The organism is Enterobacter oligotrophicus (assembly GCF_009176645.1).
GTDB lineage: Bacteria > Pseudomonadota > Gammaproteobacteria > Enterobacterales > Enterobacteriaceae > Enterobacter > Enterobacter oligotrophicus.
In genome coordinates this window covers 1,638,576-1,656,483 of the sequence record NZ_AP019007.1, presented here as the reverse complement: position 1 = coordinate 1,656,483, position 17,908 = coordinate 1,638,576, and the positions used below count along the sequence as shown (strand labels likewise).

Annotated in this window: 23 protein-coding genes; 7 read left to right on the top strand and 16 right to left on the bottom strand. The window is 56.2% G+C overall.

Annotated elements, in window-relative coordinates; all coding sequences use genetic code 11:
• Positions 1-6: 6 nt before the first annotated feature.
• From citF to citG, 3 genes are read left to right on the top strand one after another with little or no spacing between them, the layout of a single operon-like run.
• Entirely contained in the window at positions 7-1,524 is a 1,518-nt protein-coding gene (gene citF, locus EoCCA6_RS07850; protein WP_152082205.1) for a citrate lyase subunit alpha, read from the top strand.
• A gap of 2 nt (positions 1,525-1,526) precedes the next feature.
• Positions 1,527-2,066: a citrate lyase holo-[acyl-carrier protein] synthase gene (gene citX / locus EoCCA6_RS07845; protein WP_152082204.1), complete on the top strand. Its 540-nt coding sequence runs from the start codon at positions 1,527-1,529 to the stop codon at positions 2,064-2,066.
• Positions 2,044-2,847: a triphosphoribosyl-dephospho-CoA synthase CitG gene (gene citG / locus EoCCA6_RS07840; protein WP_152082203.1), complete on the top strand. Its 804-nt coding sequence runs from the start codon at positions 2,044-2,046 to the stop codon at positions 2,845-2,847. The genes citX and citG overlap by 23 nt, the downstream gene beginning before the upstream one ends.
• Before the next feature lie 89 nt (positions 2,848-2,936).
• Here citG and EoCCA6_RS07835 read toward each other — a convergent pair whose 3' ends face one another.
• The 4 genes from EoCCA6_RS07835 to mutY all read right to left on the bottom strand — a co-directional run bounded on the left by EoCCA6_RS07835 (position 2,937) and on the right by mutY (position 7,009).
• On the bottom strand, positions 2,937-4,193 hold the full coding sequence (locus EoCCA6_RS07835; RefSeq protein ID WP_152082202.1) for a nucleoside permease: 1,257 nt from the start codon (positions 4,191-4,193) through the stop codon (positions 2,937-2,939).
• A 263-nt stretch (positions 4,194-4,456) separates the two neighbouring features.
• A complete protein-coding gene (gene mltC / locus EoCCA6_RS07830; protein ID WP_152082201.1) occupies positions 4,457-5,533 on the bottom strand; it encodes a membrane-bound lytic murein transglycosylase MltC in 1,077 nt (358 codons plus the stop codon).
• Between the two features lie 124 nt (positions 5,534-5,657).
• Positions 5,658-5,930 (bottom strand): oxidative damage protection protein, encoded by a 273-nt coding sequence (locus EoCCA6_RS07825; RefSeq protein ID WP_152082200.1) that lies wholly within the window; start codon positions 5,928-5,930, stop codon positions 5,658-5,660.
• Between the two features lie 26 nt (positions 5,931-5,956).
• The gene (gene mutY / locus EoCCA6_RS07820) at positions 5,957-7,009 is read right to left on the bottom strand and encodes an A/G-specific adenine glycosylase (RefSeq protein WP_152082199.1); all 1,053 of its coding nucleotides are present in this window, start codon (positions 7,007-7,009) and stop codon (positions 5,957-5,959) included.
• A gap of 144 nt (positions 7,010-7,153) precedes the next feature.
• On the opposite strand from mutY, the gene trmB reads away from it, so the two are divergent.
• From trmB to EoCCA6_RS07805, 3 genes are read left to right on the top strand one after another with little or no spacing between them, the layout of a single operon-like run.
• Positions 7,154-7,873: a tRNA (guanosine(46)-N7)-methyltransferase TrmB gene (gene trmB, locus EoCCA6_RS07815; RefSeq protein WP_112009851.1), complete on the top strand. Its 720-nt coding sequence runs from the start codon at positions 7,154-7,156 to the stop codon at positions 7,871-7,873.
• The gene (locus EoCCA6_RS07810) at positions 7,873-8,199 is read left to right on the top strand and encodes a YggL family protein (protein WP_152082198.1); all 327 of its coding nucleotides are present in this window, start codon (positions 7,873-7,875) and stop codon (positions 8,197-8,199) included. The genes trmB and EoCCA6_RS07810 overlap by 1 nt, the downstream gene beginning before the upstream one ends.
• A gap of 53 nt (positions 8,200-8,252) precedes the next feature.
• Positions 8,253-8,972, top strand: coding sequence for a YggN family protein (locus EoCCA6_RS07805; protein ID WP_152082197.1), 720 nt, complete (start codon positions 8,253-8,255; stop codon positions 8,970-8,972).
• Positions 8,973-9,033: 61 nt separating this feature from the next.
• On the opposite strand, the gene EoCCA6_RS07800 is transcribed toward EoCCA6_RS07805, so the two are convergent.
• The 6 genes from EoCCA6_RS07800 to EoCCA6_RS07775 form a co-directional block, all read right to left on the bottom strand.
• A complete protein-coding gene (locus tag EoCCA6_RS07800; protein ID WP_152082196.1) occupies positions 9,034-9,396 on the bottom strand; it encodes an endonuclease domain-containing protein in 363 nt (120 codons plus the stop codon).
• Between the two features lie 63 nt (positions 9,397-9,459).
• Entirely contained in the window at positions 9,460-10,602 is a 1,143-nt protein-coding gene (hemW, locus tag EoCCA6_RS07795) for a radical SAM family heme chaperone HemW (protein WP_152082195.1), read from the bottom strand.
• Positions 10,595-11,188 (bottom strand): XTP/dITP diphosphatase, encoded by a 594-nt coding sequence (locus EoCCA6_RS07790; protein ID WP_152082194.1) that lies wholly within the window; start codon positions 11,186-11,188, stop codon positions 10,595-10,597. The genes hemW and EoCCA6_RS07790 overlap by 8 nt, the downstream gene beginning before the upstream one ends.
• 3 nt (positions 11,189-11,191) lie before the next feature.
• Positions 11,192-11,488, bottom strand: coding sequence for a DUF167 family protein YggU (gene yggU, locus EoCCA6_RS07785; RefSeq protein WP_152082193.1), 297 nt, complete (start codon positions 11,486-11,488; stop codon positions 11,192-11,194).
• Positions 11,485-12,051 carry a YggT family protein gene (locus EoCCA6_RS07780; protein WP_152082192.1) on the bottom strand — a complete coding sequence of 189 codons (567 nt, stop codon included), beginning with the start codon at positions 12,049-12,051 and terminating at the stop codon, positions 11,485-11,487. Before EoCCA6_RS07780 ends, yggU begins: the two co-directional genes overlap by 4 nt.
• Positions 12,052-12,069: 18 nt before the next feature.
• On the bottom strand, positions 12,070-12,774 hold the full coding sequence (locus EoCCA6_RS07775) for a YggS family pyridoxal phosphate-dependent enzyme (protein ID WP_152082191.1): 705 nt from the start codon (positions 12,772-12,774) through the stop codon (positions 12,070-12,072).
• A 17-nt stretch (positions 12,775-12,791) separates the two neighbouring features.
• On the opposite strand from EoCCA6_RS07775, the gene EoCCA6_RS07770 reads away from it, so the two are divergent.
• Positions 12,792-13,772: a type IV pilus twitching motility protein PilT gene (locus EoCCA6_RS07770; RefSeq protein ID WP_152082190.1), complete on the top strand. Its 981-nt coding sequence runs from the start codon at positions 12,792-12,794 to the stop codon at positions 13,770-13,772.
• 10 nt (positions 13,773-13,782) lie between these two features.
• Here EoCCA6_RS07770 and ruvX read toward each other — a convergent pair whose 3' ends face one another.
• The 6 genes from ruvX to EoCCA6_RS07740 all read right to left on the bottom strand — a co-directional run bounded on the left by ruvX (position 13,783) and on the right by EoCCA6_RS07740 (position 17,884).
• Positions 13,783-14,199, bottom strand: coding sequence for a Holliday junction resolvase RuvX (gene ruvX, locus EoCCA6_RS07765; protein ID WP_152082189.1), 417 nt, complete (start codon positions 14,197-14,199; stop codon positions 13,783-13,785).
• On the bottom strand, positions 14,199-14,759 hold the full coding sequence (locus EoCCA6_RS07760; RefSeq protein WP_152082188.1) for a YqgE/AlgH family protein: 561 nt from the start codon (positions 14,757-14,759) through the stop codon (positions 14,199-14,201). Before EoCCA6_RS07760 ends, ruvX begins: the two co-directional genes overlap by 1 nt.
• 74 nt (positions 14,760-14,833) lie before the next feature.
• Complete coding sequence (gshB, locus tag EoCCA6_RS07755) at positions 14,834-15,781, bottom strand: glutathione synthase (RefSeq protein ID WP_152082187.1); 948 nt, start codon at positions 15,779-15,781, stop codon at positions 14,834-14,836.
• Between the two features lie 19 nt (positions 15,782-15,800).
• Positions 15,801-16,532 (bottom strand): 16S rRNA (uracil(1498)-N(3))-methyltransferase, encoded by a 732-nt coding sequence (rsmE, locus tag EoCCA6_RS07750; RefSeq protein ID WP_152082186.1) that lies wholly within the window; start codon positions 16,530-16,532, stop codon positions 15,801-15,803.
• Between the two features lie 52 nt (positions 16,533-16,584).
• Positions 16,585-17,292, bottom strand: a complete 708-nt coding sequence (gene endA / locus EoCCA6_RS07745) for a deoxyribonuclease I (protein WP_152082185.1) — start codon at positions 17,290-17,292, stop codon at positions 16,585-16,587.
• A gap of 94 nt (positions 17,293-17,386) precedes the next feature.
• Complete coding sequence (locus EoCCA6_RS07740; protein ID WP_003860035.1) at positions 17,387-17,884, bottom strand: SprT family zinc-dependent metalloprotease; 498 nt, start codon at positions 17,882-17,884, stop codon at positions 17,387-17,389.
• Positions 17,885-17,908: the final 24 nt, after the last annotated feature.

Here is a 17,908-nt window from a genome sequence, read left to right as displayed (position 1 = left end):
GACAGAATGAATCAGACAGAACTTCTTCACGTGAATTTCCCCCATCTGCGGGACTTAAAACCCTTTGATACCGCCCACAGCGCGACGCCGTGGCTGGCGGACAGCGAGGCGAAGCACAGCCGCAAGCTCTGCACCTCCATTGAAGAGGCGGTGATGCGAAGCGGCCTGCAGGACGGGATGACCATCTCCTTCCACCATGCGTTTCGCGAAGGCGACCGGGTGATCAACACCGTTGTGGCGCTGCTGGCGCGGATGGGCTTCAAAAACCTGACGCTGGCCTCCAGCTCGCTGATGACCTGCAACGACGCGCTGATTGAGCATATCGAAAGCGGCGTCATCACCCGGATTTATACCTCCGGCATGCGCGGCAGGCTGGCGGACGCTATCTCCCACGGGCTGATGGACGAGCCGGTGCAAATTCACTCCCACGGTGGGCGCGTCAAACTGCTGCAGGACGGCGAGCTGAATATCGACGTGGCGTTTCTCGGCGTGCCGTGCAGCGATGAGTTTGGCAATGCCAACGGCACGCACGGCAAATCGTGCTGCGGCTCGCTGGGCTATGCCATGGTGGACGCGCACTTTGCCCGCAAGGTGGTGCTGCTCACCGAAGAACTGGTGCCGTTCCCCAATATGCCCGCCAGCCTGGTACAGGACCAGGTGGACTACATCGTGCAGGTGGAGAGCGTGGGCGACCCGGCGAAAATCAGCGTCGGCGCGGCGCGCGTCACCAGCAACCCGCGCGAGCTGATGATCGCCCGCTATGCGGCAGACGTGATTGAACATTCCGGCTACTTCAAACCGGGCTTCTCGATGCAGACCGGCTCCGGCGCGGCGGCGACCGCCTGCACGCGGTTTATGGAAGAGAAGATGGAGCGTAGCGGCGTGAAGGCGCGCTTTGCACTTGGCGGCATCACCGGCAGCCTGGTAGATCTGCACGAGAAGGGGCTGATTGAAAAGCTGCTCGACACCCAGTGCTTTGACGGCCAGGCGGCGGCCTCGCTGGCGCGCAACCCGAACCATGTGGAGATCTCTACCAACGTCTACGCCAACCCCGGCAGCAAGGCGGCAAGCTGCGACCAGCTCGACGTGGTGATCCTCAGCGCTCTGGAAATCGACGTTGATTTCAACGTCAACGTCATCACCGGCTCCGATGGCGTGATGCGCGGCGCGTCCGGCGGGCACTGCGACGTGGCCGCTGCAGCCAACCTGACCATTGTGGTCGCGCCATTGTTGCGTAGCCGTATTCCGACGGTGGTGAAGCGCGTTACTACGTGCCTCACGCCGGGGGAGAGCATCGACGTGCTGGTCACCGATCATGGGATTGCGGTCAACCCGGCGCGCCCGGAGATCCGCGGGCGGCTGCTGGCGGCTGGCCTTAACGTTGTGGATATCAACGCGCTGTATGAGCGGGCTGTCTCACTCACGGGTATGCCAAAACCGATTGAATTTACTGACAAAATCGTGGGTGTGATCCGCTATCGCGATGGCAGCGTGATTGACACCGTCCGGCAGGTAAAGGAGTAAATATGAACATAGCGACACCCGTGCGGGCGGGTGTCAGCCTGGATGAACTGCTGGCGGCGAAAGAGCGCCGCGCAGCACGCCAGACTGACTGGCTTACGCACTATCAACAACCGGTGATTTCCCTCACCCTGGTCACACCGGGGGAGATTAAAGACAGCCAGCGCTATCGCAACACCATGGGCGTGGCGCTGCAGATGTGCGACCAGTTGCTGTGGGAGAACCGCTGGCTGGTGCTGGACCGCCAGGTGCTGTGGCTCCCGACTGGGCCGGAAGCGCTGTGGTGCGTGGCTCATCCGGCCGCGGAAATTAAAGCGCACTGCGCAGAGCTGGAGCAGACGCATCCGCTCGGCAGGCTGTGGGATCTGGATGTGATTTGCCCTGAAAACGGTCACGTCGGGCGTCAGTCTTTAGGTGCGCATTTGCGTCGGTGCCTGATTTGCGACGAGCCTGCGCATGCCTGTTCCCGTTCGCGTAACCACCCTGTTGATGAGGTCGTGGCTCGCGTGGAGAAGATGATCGATGACTGGTTTGCTCGCGACTAAACCGTGCACGCTTAGTGTGCCCGCACTTGCCGCAGAGGCGCTGTGGCAGGAGCTGGAACTGACGCCGAAACCGGGGCTGGTGGACAAGCTCAACAACGGTTCCCATCGCGATATGGACCACGCGCTGTTTGTTCGCAGTATTACGGCGATTACGCCGTGGTTTGCGCGCTTTGCTGAGCTGGGCAATGTCCATGCGGATAAACCGGCGTCTGAGCAGCTACGTATTATCCGCCCGATGGGGATGGCCTGCGAGCAGGCGATGTACGTTGCGACAAACGGCGTGAATACGCACAAAGGCGGGATTTTCGCCCTCGGTCTGCTTTGCTTCGCTGCCGGGCGTGTGAAAAATGTATCCGCAGACAGCCTCTGTTGTGAGATAAGTAACATCTGCAACGGTCTGATTTCGCGTGAGTTGGTAGCACGCAGCGGGCATGCAACGGCGGGCGAGAGGCAGTATCAGCAATATGGTTTAACCGGCGCGCGCGGCGAGGCAGAGAGCGGTTTTGCCACGGTGCGTAAGGCGCTGGATATGTGGAAAGGACGATCGCTTCACAGGCTGCTGTTGTGCCTGATGGCGATCAATCAGGACAGTAATCTCGTTTCGCGCGGCGGCACTGAAGGGCTGCGCTATGTCCAGGGTTATGCGCGGGAACTGCTGGCGAATGGCTGGGATCGCGAGGCGTTGCTTAAGATGGATAACGCATTGATTGAACGAAACCTGAGTCCGGGCGGCAGCGCGGATTTGCTGTCGGTGGGGTGGGTGCTTTCTGCAATAAAATAGCCGGGTGGCGCTAACGCTTACCCGGCCTGTGAACGGTGTTTTTGTAGGCCCGGTAAGGCGAAGCCGCCACCGGGCACACATCGCACAGATTAATGCGCGATCGGCTGCGCACCGTGCGGTTCGCGTACATGCTTGTACTTGAACAGCGCGATAAACGCGAAGAACAGCACCAGCGAGTACCCCGCGAAGATAAGCCACACCGGCTGCCAGTCGGTGATGCCGTTGGTGGTATACATCTCAACCACTTTACCGCTCACCACACCGCCCAGAATACAGCCGAAGCCGTTGGTCATCATCAGGAACATGCCCTGCGCACTGGCGCGGATTTCAGGCTTCACCTCTTTTTCCACAAACACCGAACCGGAGATGTTGAAGAAGTCGAAGGCGCAGCCGTAAACAATCATCGACAGAACCAGCAGCACGGTACCGAACGGGCTTGGGTCGCCGTAGGCGAACAGACCGAAGCGCAACATCCACGCGGCGATACTGATCAGCATAACGTTCTTGATGCCGTAGCGGCTCAGGAAGAACGGGATGGTCAGGATGAACAGCGTCTCCGAGATCTGCGAGATGGACATCATCACCGACGCGTGTTCAACGATAAAGCTGCCGGAGAACAGCGGGTTATTATCGAAGCTGTGCAGGAAGGTGTTGCCGAACATGTTGGTGATCTGCAGTTCCGCACCCAGCAGCATGGAGAAGATAAAGAAGATCGCCATGCGTTTGTTTTTGAACAGCGCGAATGCGTCCAGGCCGAGCATGGTGCTCCAGCTTTGGTTTTTCTGCTGGTTAGAAACCGGGATGGTTGGCAGCGTCAGGGTAAATACCGCCAGTACCACGGAGAGCGCAGCACCGATATAGAGCTGCATATGGCTCAGTTCGAAGCCCGCGAAGCTCACGCCCCACATCGCCATGATAAAACCGATGGTGCCCCAGATACGGATGGGTGGGAAATCGGTAACGATATCCATACCGGCCGATTTCAGGCGGTAGTAGGAGATGGTGTTGATCAGGCCAAGCGTCGGCATATAGGCCAGCGAGTTCAGCAGGATCACCATGAACATCGCCCCCGGCGTGGTCACTTCGGCCGCCATAAACAGCGTCCCCGCACCCACAAGGTGGCAAAGCATATACAGCCATTTCGCACTTAACCACTTATCCGCCACGATACCGAGCAGCGTTGGCATGAAGACAGCCGCAATACCGAGCGAGCTGTAGACGGCACCGATTGACGCGCCATCGAACTTGAGCGTCACAAACATATAGGAGCCGAGTGTAGTCAGCCAGCTACCCCACAGGCAGAACTGCAGAAACGACAATATTTTAAGCTGCAGCTTAAGGTTCATGTTACTTTCCTCACAAGTGAGCGGAAGATATGTTGTTATAGGAACATTCAGGGTTGTTATTTGATGCAATTCTATCAGCAGGCGACGTTATGTTTTGTTACCTCCCGCAAAAAAATGCAATCCACATTAATTTGCAGTCTGGATTGTGATGCAAATAACGTTTTCGTATGGATGGGGATGCGGCCTGATGACCTCACCCTGACCCTCTCCCACAGGGAGAGGGGAAGCAGAACATACTCTCCCTGTGGGAGAGTATGAGCCGATCATCGACGACGATAGTTCTTCTGCGCCGTATTTACCTTGTAGAGGTAGCGCCGGGATTCCGCCGACGGATGGCGGGTGGTGAGCGTTGAGTAGACATCTCCCGGTGCCATGCTGTTAATGATGTTCGCGGCCTGCACTTTGTCATTCGAGAAGACGCGCAGCACGCTGCCCGCGCCACCGTTATACGCGGTGATTACCGCATAGCGACGTGACGTCGGGTTATCAATTCCGCCCAGATAGACATTGTTCAGCATCGCCAGATAGGCGGTGCCGGTATCAATATTGCTCTGCGGGTCAAACAGATAGCTGCGGCTCGGCGTGCCGGATTTACCCTGCGCGCGGAAGACATCTTTACCGGCGCTGTGCTGCACAACCTGCATCAGCCCCAGCGCGTCGGAACGGCTCACCGCGTAGGGGTTAAACGATGATTCGGTCTGCATAATCGCCAGGATCAGTGACTCATCCACGCCATATTTACGCGAGGCCTGACGCACCATGCCCAGGTACTTATGCGCACGTTTGTCGAGGTGGTTCGGCACCAGGTTGATGGTGACGCTGTAGATAATCTTCAGGCCGTTGGAACGGCTTTTCAGCCGCGTTTTCAGCAGGTAGTCGGCAAAGTTAGACGCGCGGCCTTCCCAGCGGATCGGCTGGCCGGTCTGATCGACCACCTGCCCGTAGAGGAACGGCTCTTTGGAGATGGTGATGTCATCGGCATCGGAGTAGAGATCGATAGAACCAGGATCGTCACCCATCAGCAATGTTTTGATAATCGCCTGACGTAAACGTGCCGCAGGCTCAGTGCCTGCAATGGTTTCAATGGTGATCGTACCGTCATCAAAGTTGATGTGGCTACGGGTCTGATAAGCGTCGGTGTACTTAACGTAGTCCTTCGGTCCGGCAATAAGAACTTCGTTAAATCCCCAAATGTTCTCGATGTTGTGGGCAAATTGCCCCATCAGAATGTCAAAACCGTTGGTGTCCTTAACCCAGGCTTCGTTGTAATCATCGCCTTTATTTGAAGAACAAGACACAAGCAACGGCGCAACAAGCGCTAGCGCTAAAAATTTTTTCATCATTCCGGGAGTGCGTGTTGTGTTTGCTTAGTCGTTGCTTTCGCCGGATGGCGCTGCGCTTACCTGGCCTACAAAACCGTAGGCCCGTGCAAGCGAAGCGCCGCCGGGCATCAGCAGCGCGATATTATTTTTCCGGTGGCGTATAGCCTTCGATGTGCACGTCTTTGCCTTCGAACAGGAAGTTAATCATCTCCTGTTCCAGCAGTTTGCGATGTTCCGGGTTCATCATGCTGAGTTTTTTCTCGTTAATCAGCATGGTTTGCTTATGCTGCCACTGCGCCCAGGCTTCTTTGGAGATCTCGTTATAGATGCGCTTACCCAGGTCACCTGGGTAGAGCTGGAAGTCCTGGCCTTCAGCGTCACGCTGCAGGAAAGTACAAAAAATGGTTCTGGCCATACTCATTCCTCTTTTATCTGCCGGTGCTAAACCATTGCACCGACACGTAATTGCTGTAACAGGCGCTCCACGGGAGCCGCCAGCCCGACTGATGGCGGTTGCGCTAAGTTATACCAGAGACCGGTGCCTTCATCCATGCATGAGGTGAATGAGGACACGGGAAGCCACATGGGCACAATATCGAGATGGAAATGGCTGAAGGTATGACGGAACGCCGTCTGTTGCGTGAGGTTATCAGCCGCAATCCCGCGCTGTTTAAGCCATTCCCGCAGCAAGTCTTCACTTTCAAACTGTGGGAAGCAGTATAGACCACCCCACAGGCCGCTCGGTGGACGCTGCGCCAGAAAGACCTCATCACCGTGTTGCATCAGCAGCATATAGCCGGTGCGCTCCGGCAGCGTCTGCTTCGGTTTTTTACCGGGATATTGTGACCATGAATGGTTGGCACAGGCGACGCACAGGTTGTTCACCGGGCAGAGTTCGCACTTCGGTTTAGAACGTGTGCAGACCATCGCGCCGAGATCCATCATCGCCTGGTTAAAACGCTCGACGCCTTTCGCCGGCGTAACCGCGTCACTGATCTCCCACAGGCGTTTTTCGACCTCTTTCTTACCCGGCCAGCCGTCAACGGCATAACAGCGCGCGAGCACGCGTTTCACGTTGCCATCGAGGATGGGAAAGTGCTTGCCTAAAGATAGAGAGAGAATTGCGCCTGCAGTGGAGCGCCCGACGCCGGGGAGATCCGCCACCTCGTCGAACGTTTCCGGAAATTGACCGTTATGGCGCGTTGCCACCTGCTGCGCCGCTTTGTGCAGATTACGCGCACGGGCGTAGTAGCCCAGACCGGTCCACAGGTGCAGCACCTCGTCCAGCGGCGCGTTGGCCAGATCGGTCACCGTCGGGAAGCGTGCCATAAAACGTTCAAAGTAAGGAATGACCGTGGCGACCTGCGTTTGTTGCAACATCACCTCGGAGAGCCATACTTTGTACGGCGTTTTTTCAATTTGCCAGGGCAGGGTTTTGCGCCCGTATTTGTCGTACCAGTCCAGCACCTGGGCTGAAAATTGAGAGGCTTGCATGGTCATCGATTCGCATAATCAGGGAGGCAGATTGCAGCACAGCGTTAATCTGCTGTAAACCGGATCTTTCCCATGCTTGCATAGAAGCCTTAACTTTGGATAATGCCCGTTTCCCGAACACTCTCACAAGCAGACAACTCTTTTATGAAAAACGACGTCATTTCACCGGAATTTGATGAAAACGGTCGCCCGCTGCGCCGGATTCGCAGCTTTGTCCGCCGTCAGGGCCGCCTGACTAAAGGGCAGCAACACGCGCTGGACAACTACTGGCCGGTGATGGGCGTTGAGTTCAGCGAGCAGCCACTCGACTTTACTGAGCTGTTTGGCCGCGACGCGCCTGTCACGCTGGAGATTGGCTTCGGTATGGGCACGTCGCTGGTGACCATGGCAAAAGCGCGCCCGGAGCAGAACTTCCTCGGCATTGAGGTGCATTCGCCTGGCGTCGGCGCGTGTCTGGCAACGGCCCATGAAGAGGGCGTGGAAAACCTGCGCGTGATGTGTCACGACGCGGTAGAAGTGCTGCACAAAATGATTCCTGACAATTCTTTGAACATGGTTCAGCTCTTTTTCCCTGACCCGTGGCACAAAGCACGTCATAATAAACGCCGTATCGTTCAGGCACCGTTTGCAGAGCTGCTGAAAAGCAAGTTAAAACTGGGCGGCGTTTTCCACATGGCGACCGACTGGGAACCTTATGCGGAACATATGCTGGAAGTGATGTCGTCGCTGGATGGCTATAAAAACCAGTCAGCGAGCAACGACTATGTACCGCGTCCGGATTCACGTCCGGTGACAAAATTTGAACAGCGTGGCCATCGACTTGGTCACGGCGTATGGGACTTAATGTTCGAGAGGGTGAAATAATGGCAAAGAATCGTAGCCGTCGTCTGCGTAAAAAGATGCACATCGAAGAATTCCAGGAAGTGGGCTTCTCCGTTGCCTGGCGTTTCCCTGAAGGCACCAGTGTGGAACAGATCGATCAGGACGTTGATGCGTTCATTAACGAAGTGATCGAGCCAAACAAGCTGGCCTTCGACGGTAGCGGCTATCTGGCGTGGGAAGGTCTGATCTGCACCCAGGAAGTGGGTAAATGCACCGAAGAACATCAGGCCGCCGTGCGCAAATGGCTTGAAGACCGCAAATTCGAAGATGTGCGCATCAGCGAACTTTTCGACGTTTGGTGGGACTAATTAAGCAGTACGGGGCCAGCATTAGCTGGCCCATTTTGTCTGAGGGAGTGTTTATGATGCGCAAAACGTTGCTGGCTGTTGCACTAATGGCAACCGGATTCACCGCCCATGCGGAGTATAAATGTAGCGTCACCCCGCGTGATGACGTGGTGTTAAGCCCGCAAACCGTGCAGGTCAAAGGTGAGAATGGCGATCTGGTGATTACGCCGGATGGCAACGTGACCTTTAACGGCAAACCGCAAAACCTCACCGCCGCGCAGCGTGAGCAGGCGAAAGATTATCAGGCCGAGCTGCGCACCGCACTGCCGTGGATTGACGAAGGCGCGCTGACCCGCGTGGAGAAAAGCCGCGTGGCGCTGGATAAGATCATCACCAAAGAGGTGGGTGAAAGCAGCAACATGCGCACGCGTCTGACGAAGCTGGACAAACAGCTGAAAGAGCAGATGAACCGTATTATCGAGCATCGCACCGACGGCCTGACGTTCCACTATAAAGCGATTGATCAGGTGCGTGCCGACGGCCAGCAGCTGGTGAACCAGGCGATGGGCGGCATCCTGCAGGACAGCATCAACGAGATGGGGGCAAAAGCCGTGCTGAAAGGCGGCGGTAACCCACTGCAGGGCGTGCTGGGCAGCCTGGGCGGTTTGCAGACTTCAATTCAGAACGAATGGAAGAACCAGGAAGAGGATTTCCAGCAGTTCGGGAAAGACGTGTGTAAACGCGTGGTGTCATTAGAAGATAGCCGGAAGGCGCTGGTGGGGACGTTGAAGTAATTTCCCCTCACCCTAACCCTCTCCCCAAAGGGGCGAGGGGATGGTTTGCTCCCTCTCCCTTTCAGGGAGAGGGCCGGGGTGAGGGTTGCAGCATTTGCAGCGTTTCAAGGATCTTTTCTAAGACCGCCTCTTCGTTATTCCTTAGTTCATTGTTCCAGAATCGAATAACGTACCAGCCCTTTTGGTTTAACCACACCGTCCTTTGGCGATCATATTCATGATTTTCCTCATGTTGTCCGCCATCCAGTTCTATAGCCAGACGAGCCGCGCAGCAGGCAAAATCCAGAATGTAGTGACCTACCGGATGTTGGCGACGAAATTTATAATTTTCGAAACGGCGGCTGCGCAGTACATACCATAACCGCCTTTCTTCCTGCGTTAGCTCGCATCTGAGCTGCTTTGCGTATGAACGAATAATTTCCATCTCCACATTCTGCCAGCCTTTTCCTCAGCCGGCAGAACGGGATGCAAAATCCTGAATCAGCCTTCAGGAATCTTCCGCGAGGAACAGCTCAAGAAGGGAGTTTAAGAACAGTTTGCCGTGCTCGGTGATCTGCCAGTATTCCTCACATTCCGTGAGATACCCTTGCGCCAGCGCTTCGTCAATCTGTGGACGAATCACTGACTCCGGCAACCCGGTATAGAGCGTAAACTCCTTACGCGGCGCGGCTTCCAGCAGGCGAAAGCGGTTCATAAAGAATTCAAACGGCTTATCTACTGCTTCGACATCGTGCTGACGCTCCAGGTAGCGGCCTTCCATATACCCACGCGGATGACGTGTTTTGGCGGTACGCAGAATGCGCCCGTCCGGGAAAGTCACTTTGCCATGCGCGCCGCAGCCAATGCCCAGATAATCACCAAAGCGCCAGTAGTTCAGGTTGTGCTGACACTGATAACCCGGCTTCGCGTAGGCGGACGTTTCGTACTGCTGATAGCCCGCAGCGGTTAACAACTGGTGGCCCTGCTCAAAGATATCCCACAGCGCATCGTCATCCGGCAGCACCGGCGGGCGAGAGCCAAACAGCGTGTTCGGCTCAATGGTGAGCTGATACCACGACAGATGCGGCGGATTCAGTTCAATCGCCTGGCGTAAATCATCCAGCGCTTCTTCGAGCGACTGATCTGGCAGGCCGTGCATCAAATCGAGGTTGAAACTGCGCAGGCCAAGCCCCGTCGCCAGATTTGCCGCACGCTTCGCCTCTTCCGGGCCGTGAATGCGCCCCAGACGTTTCAGCTTCGGCTCGCTAAAGCTCTGCACGCCGATGGAGATACGGTTTACGCCCGCACGCTGGTACTCGACAAACCGGTCGGCCTCAACGGTGCCGGGGTTGGCTTCCATCGTAATTTCAGCATCCGCAGCCAGCTTCAGGCGCGCACGCACGCCATCCAGCAGCGTTTGCATCGCCGGGCCAGAAAGCAGGCTCGGCGTACCGCCACCAATGAAAATGGTCTTAACTTCACGTCCCTGTGCGTAAGGTACATCAGCGTCCAGGTCGGCCAGCAGATGCGCAACGTAGTCATCATGCGGCACTTCGCCCTTCAGCGCGTGCGAGTTGAAATCGCAGTACGGGCATTTCTGCACGCACCACGGGATGTGAATATAAAGACTCAGAGGTGGCAAATTAGCCATTACGTAATGCTTCCAGTAACAATTTCAGGGCGCGTCCACGGTGGGAAATCGCGCTTTTTTCTTCGCGGGTCAGTTCCGCAGCGGTTTTGCCCTCGGTCGGGACAAAGAAGATCGGGTCGTAGCCGAAGCCGCCGTTGCCAGCCGCTTCACGGGTAATCACGCCTGGCCAGCTGCCGTGGCAGACGATCGGCGTCGGGTCTTCCGCATGACGCATATAGACCAGCACGCAGTGGAACTGCGCGGTACGCTGTGCGTCAGGTACGTCTTTCAGGGCAACAAGTAGCTTTTCCAGATTCTGCTGGTCGGTCGCGTCCACGCCGGAATAGCGTGCAGAGTAAATCCCCGGCGCACCGCCGAGAAAATCAACGGCCAGCCCGGAGTCGTCGGCAATCGCGGGCAGGCCGGTAACCTGCGCGGCATGGCGCGCTTTCAGGATCGCGTTTTCGATAAACGTCAGGCCCGTCTCGTCGGCGGACTCCACGCCAAGCTCGGTCTGCGCCACCACATCCAGCCCAAAATCATTTAAAAGCGAGGCCAGCTCGCGCACTTTACCGGCATTGCCGGTAGCGAGAACAACTTTCTGCATGGTTTAGTCCTGTTCTGTCAGAGCCGCGACTTTCGTCGGGATAGATTGCGGATTGAGGATTTTTACCTGTTTATGCCGCCCAAGCTCACCTTTTTCAATGATGACCTGGCTTTTAGCGACGCGAAACTGTTTTGCCAGATATTTGGTCAGGTGCGCGTTCGCCTGGCCGTCCACGGGCGGGGCAGTAATGGCGACTTTTAACTCGTCGCCATGCAGCCCAACAATACTGTCGCGACTGGCTTTCGGCTGAATATACAGCCGTAAAACCAGCCCGTCAGCGCAGGTGCTTACTGCACTCATAGCGCCATCCACAGCCCCGGCAGCAGCATGTTGCCAGTTGACTGTAACAGCTCAGCGATCCCCATATTGACCACATACAGCAGCAGAACAAGGATCATTGGCGAAAAATCGATGCCGCCCATTGAAGGCAGCAGATTACGAATTGGACGCAGCAGCGGCTCTGCCAGCTGGATCAGCGCATATTCCACCGGACTACGCCCCTGGCTTACCCAGCTCATGATTGCCATCACCAGCAGTACCCAGAAGATCAGCAGCCCGACGGTTTTGACCAGAATCAGGACGGCAGCAATCCAGATAATCGGCTGGAAGGTGATGACCATAAACAGCACGATCGCTTTGATAACGCTCAGAATAAACGCCATCAGCAGAGATGAACTGTCAATCGGACCCATCGCCGGAATAATGCGGCGTAAAGGCCCGACAACAGGTTGCGTGATTTTCACGACAAACTGCGAGAACGGATTGTAAAAATCAACACGGGCCCACTGCATCCAGACGCGCAGTAAAAGCGCCATCGTATACAGCTCAATGACCGTTGAAAGCAGGAAAGTCAACGTCTTCATGGCGTTCCTCAGGTTTCCTTATTTTTTTGTGTAATCGCGCGCACCAAAAATTGCCGTGCCGATGCGAACCATAGTGCTGCCTGCCGCGATGGCGGCTTCCATATCATCCGACATGCCCAGAGAAAGCGTGTCTACCGTGTCATAGCGCGCCTTTAGCGCTTCAAATGCTACAGCCATTTGCTGTGCCACGGCAAACTGCCTTTCATAACTTGACTCAGGTGCCGGGATTGCCATCAGCCCGCGCAGGGTTAAGCGCGGCAGGGCGGCCACCTCTGCGGCCAGCGCATCCAGCTCGCTCAGGGCAATGCCGGACTTGCTGTTTTCATCACTGATATTGATTTGAATCAGCACGTTAAGTGCAGGCATCTCTGCCGGACGCTGCTCGCTCAGACGCGTCGCAATGCGCAGACGGTCAATGGTATGGCACCAGTCGAAATGCTCCGCCACCAGACGGCTTTTGTTCGACTGCAGCGGGCCAATAAAGTGCCATTGCAGATCCGTATTTCCCCGTTCCCGGAAGTGGCGAATTTTATCCACGCCTTCCTGCACATAGTTTTCACCAAACGCCCGGTGGCCCGCATCAATCGCTTCTGCGATAGCGCTCGCAGGCTTCGTTTTACTGACTGCAAGTAACGTAACTTCTTCTGAAGCACGGCCGCAACGTGTTGCAGCGGCTGAGATTTTGTCCCGGACCTGTGCCAGGTTATGCGCAATGTCGTTCATTTTCCGAGGAGTAATGTATGGATATGGAAGAAATTGTGGCCCTTAGTGTAAAGCATAACGTCTCCGATCTACACCTGTGCAGTGATTCCCCCCCGCGCTGGCGCAGATTAGGGCGTCTTGAGCCTGCGCCGTTTCCCTCGCCTGACGTGGAAGCGCTATTAAAAACGTGGCTCAGCGATGAGCAGCAGGGGGCGTGGTGGGCAAACGGGCAGGTAGATTTTGCCGTCACGCTCGCAGGCAATCAGCGCCTGCGCGGTAGTGCGTTTAACCACATGAAGGGGATTTCAGTCGTGCTTCGGCTGTTGCCGCTTTCCTGCCCGCAACTCTCCACGCTGGGTGTGCCGCGGGCGATCCCGGAGCTGCTATCCAATGACAGCGGACTGATTTTGGTCACAGGGGCGACCGGAAGCGGTAAATCCACCACGCTCGCGGCGATGGTCGATTTTCTCAACCATCATACTGACGGGCATATTCTGACGCTCGAAGATCCGGTGGAATTTATGTACCAGAGTGAACGTTGCCTGATTCAGCAACGGGAGATAGGTCAGCACGCTCCGTCATTTGCCGAGGCGCTACGCAGTGCGCTACGTGAAGATCCGGACGTCATTTTACTGGGCGAACTGCGCGACAGCGAAACCATCCGCCTGGCGCTCACGGCGGCGGAAACTGGCCATCTGGTGCTGGCGACGCTGCATACACGCGGCGCTCCGCAGGCTATCGAACGGCTGGTGGATACCTTCCCGGCGCAGGAGAAAGATCCGGTGCGTAACCAGCTGGCGGGTAGCCTGCGTGCGGTACTGGCGCAAAAGCTGCGTCAGGATATTCAGGGTGGGCGCGTTGCGCTTTATGAGTTGCTGGTGAACACATCGGCGGCGGCAAATCTCATCCGCGAAGGAAAAACGTGGCAATTGCCCGGCATCATACAAACCGGTCAGCAGGCAGGGATGCAGAATTTCGACCAGAGCCTGGCGGAAAGAAGGGCGCAGGGGCGACTGTAGCCCCGGCGACTCAGAAACCCTGTTCGAAATAGCTTTCGAGAATGATGACGGCAGAGGCAGAGTCGACGCTGCCTTTATTGAGAGCCCTGAATCCACCGTGTTCAAACAGACCAGCACGTGCTTCAACGGTGCTGAGTCGCTCGTCGTGCAGCTTCACTGATACGCCAAAGCGTCCGTGGATTTTGTTGGCGAACTTCCGCGCTCTGGCGGTAAGCGGTTGTTCGGTGCCGTCCATGTTCAGAGGGAGCCCGACAATCACGTCGTCCGGCTGCCACTCTTTGAGCAGACGCTCAATAAGATTCCAGTCTGGCGTACCGTCGTTGGCTTTCAGGGCCGTTAACGGGCGCGCCGTACCGGTGATGCGTTGACCGACCGCGACGCCAATGCTTCGGGTGCCAAAATCAAAGGCAAGCAGCGTTCCGCTCATTATGCATGCCCCGCTACGCCCGGCATGGTCAGAATATCGATGCCAATCAGTTTTGCGGCGTCACGCCAGCGATCGGCGATCGGCGTTTTAAACAGGATGTTCATGTCCGCAGGGGCGGTCAGCCAGGCGTTATCCAGAATTTCCTGTTCAAGCTGGCCCTTCTCCCAGGAGGCGTAGCCCAGCGCAACCAGTACCTCGGAAGGCTGACTGGCGGTGCCCAGCGTTTCAAGCACGTCGCGCGAGGTCGTGATCACGGTGTTATCAGAGATACGTATGCTGGAAGAAAAGATCGGCGGCGTATGCAGAATAAAACCACGATCTTCTGCAAGAGGCCCACCCAGCATCACTGGCTTATCAAGGCGGATTTCAGGCAGACGCTCCTCAGCCGTGATTTTCAGTTTGTCCAGAATCCCTTCAACCTGCAGGTTTTCCAGCGGCTTGTTGATGATAATCCCCATCGCACCGTCTTCATTGTATTCACAAATATAAACCACAGCGCGGCGGAAAATTGGGTCCTGGAGAGCAGGCATGGCAATAAGAAAGTGATGCTGTAAATTCATTGTCAGAGGTTCTGTTTCCTGGTTTAAAAAGCGACAGCGCCCAGTATGGGGACAAACGCAGGCGCTGTCACAGGTTATTTCTGTAAACGTTTTTCGATAGCGTCCATCAGCATCCCGGTGATCGAAACCGGGAATTCCGCTTCAATCTCACGAATGCAGGTCGGGCTGGTGACGTTCACTTCGGTCAGGCGATCGCCGATGATATCCAGGCCAACGAAGATCAGACCTTTGGCTTTGAGCGTTGGACCAACGCGGCGGGCAATTTCCCAGTCGCTTTCGGTAAGCGGGCGCGGTTCGCCACGACCACCGGCTGCCAGGTTGCCGCGGGTTTCGCCGCCCTGCGGGATACGTGCCAGGCAGTAAGGGACCGGTTCACCATCAACCACCAGAACACGCTTGTCACCGTCGACGATGGCAGGAATGTAATTCTGCGCCATGCAGTAACGGCTGCCGTGCTCGGTCAGTGTCTCCGCAATCACGCCAATGTTTGGATCGCCTTCTTTGACGCGGAAGATGGACGCGCCGCCCATGCCGTCCAGCGGTTTTAAGATGATATCGCTGTGCTTTTGCCAGAACGCTTTCAGTTGTGCCTTGCTGCGGGTCACCAGCGTTTCCGGCGTCAGGTCAGAAAACCACGCGGTGTAGAGCTTTTCGTTACAGTCGCGCAGGCTCTGCGGTTTATTGACGATCAACGTTCCTTTCTCTTCTGCGCGTTCAAGAATATAGGTGCAGTAGATGTATTCGGTGTCGAACGGCGGATCTTTACGCATCAGGATCACATCGAGGTCGGCAAGCGTAATGTCCTGCTCGGTACCGAATTCGTACCATTTATCGTAGTTCTGCTCGACGTTAACAATGCGGGTGCGTGCGCGGGCTTCACCGTTGATCAGGTAAAGGTCGTTCATCTCCATATAGTGGAGTTCATAGCCCCGACGCTGCGCTTCCAGCAGCATGGCGAAGCTGGAATCTTTCTTGATGTTAATATTTGCGATGGGGTCCATCACGATGCCGAGCTTGATCATGTTCTTCTCCGTTAATGGGTCAACCCAGATCGCCAAACCGTACCTGTAGCGCGGTAATGGCTGTGAGTGCCGTTGTCTCAGTGCGCAGAACGCGAGGTCCCAACAGAATATCAGTAAACTGGTAACGTGCCGTCATCGCAATTTCGTCCGCCGAAAGGCCGCCTTCAGGACCAATCAACAGCCGTACACGTTCGACGGGCAGCGGCAGCGTGTTGATGCTGGCGCTGGCGCGTGGATGGAGATTGAGCTTCAGCCCGCTCTCCTCCTCGGCACACCACTCCTCCAGATCCATCGCCGGGCGGATCTCCGGAATACGGTTGCGGCCGCTCTGTTCACACGCCGCAATGGCGATTTTCTGCCACTGCTGGATCTTTTTGTTCAGACGTTCCGCATCCAGTTTAACGCCGCAGCGCTCAGAAAAAAGTGGCGTAATGAGGCTTACACCCAGTTCAATGGATTTCTGAATGGTGAACTCCATCTTTTCTCCGCGCGACATTACCTGTCCCAGATGAATGTGCAGCGGCGATTCACGGTCGTCCACTTCACCGCGCAATACATTCACATGCACGCTTTTTTTATCGGCCCGCGTGATCTCCGCGTCGAAAACCTGATTAGAACCGTCAAAGAGCTGGATTGCCTGGCCTGCGCCCATGCGCAGCACGCGGCCAACGTGGTTAGCGGCGTCGTCAGACAGGGCGATTTCACCACCTGGGGTAATCAGTTCAGGGTGATAGATGCGAGGGATGCGCATAGTCAGAAATTCCGTGTGTCATGCAATGTAAGCGAATTGCCGCTAGTGTAGGTTAGCTCTTTTGCGCCTGGCAAGCCCGCTGGACGTAAGGGTTATGATTCCCCTGGACTTTGGCGATGCGCGCGTCGCGCTGGCACTCCCACTCCGTTACCGGGTACAGCTTGTCCCAGGCGTTGAACAACTGCGTTTGCTGGCGTGAAAGGTTGAGGTTGTAACGGTCACGCATATAGAAGTAGGTGCGGGCAATGCTGCCGCGCGCACGGGCAGGCGGCTCGGCGACTTTCTCTTTAAAATCCACCTTCATGGCGCACTGTCCGTACTGCCCCTCGCCACCGTTCCACTGGCTGTACATAAAATTGCCACGATCGCCATTCACTTCGCCTACCGCGGGCTGCAGGTTGTGCATATCGCTTTCCATCTGGCGGTAGACCGGATCTTTGGCGCAGTTTTTACGTCCGCCATCCTGCCAGCACTGACGCTGGTGACCAAACTGCCATGCGGGAACCACATGTTCCCATTCGATGCGGCTGGCGCGATTCTCGTTTTTACGCACCTTATAGCCGCAGGATTCGAGGTCAACGACCCCTTTTTTACCTTGCCAGTTAATTTTACAGCCACAGTAGAAATCGCCAGGGACGTCAGCATTTACCTTAACGCCTGCGGTTTTAGCCTGAGAGAAACTGTTGATACCGTCGGCCAGAGCATGGCCTGAAAGCGCTGTCGTCAGAAAGGCGACCGCGAGAGAAACATTACGGGACATCTTACACTCCGTGTCAAAACGAGCCCGCAACGTAGCGAATGTTGTTCCTGTATGCAATCAGGCAGATCAGGAAAGTTCCTGATTGTTCAACAGATCATTCCGCGACCAGTGGTTCACCGCATTTGACGCAGCGGTAAGTGGCCTCGCCGCGTACCACACGATTATGACGGCGGACGGTCAACTGGTGCTGCTGGCACTGGCAGCGGTAGGGGAAGGTATTGCGACGCACCGATTCCAGTTCGAACTGATGGGTTCGACGAGCCGGTACGCCAAGCACCGCTTCCATCATCCACTTCCACTCTTTCCCGTGCGGTGCCACGCGGCCAAAGTGTTTCCATACCAGCAGATGCGCCAGTTCGTGCGGCACCACTTCCTCTATAAACGCCTGCTGGTTTTCCATCATCAACACCGGGTTCAGGCGGATCTCATACGATTCCAGCCAGGCGGTGCCCGCCGCGGTTCCACGCTGCTGATAAACGAGCTTGGGTTCCGGATAATTGCGGCCGAGCTTCAGGTTCGCCTGGGCGAGTTTTTCCCGCAGGCTGCGCATGACGGCTTGCTGAATGGCAATGGGGAGACGGGGAGCTTTCATAGGGGCAGAGCATAAAGCGCGAAG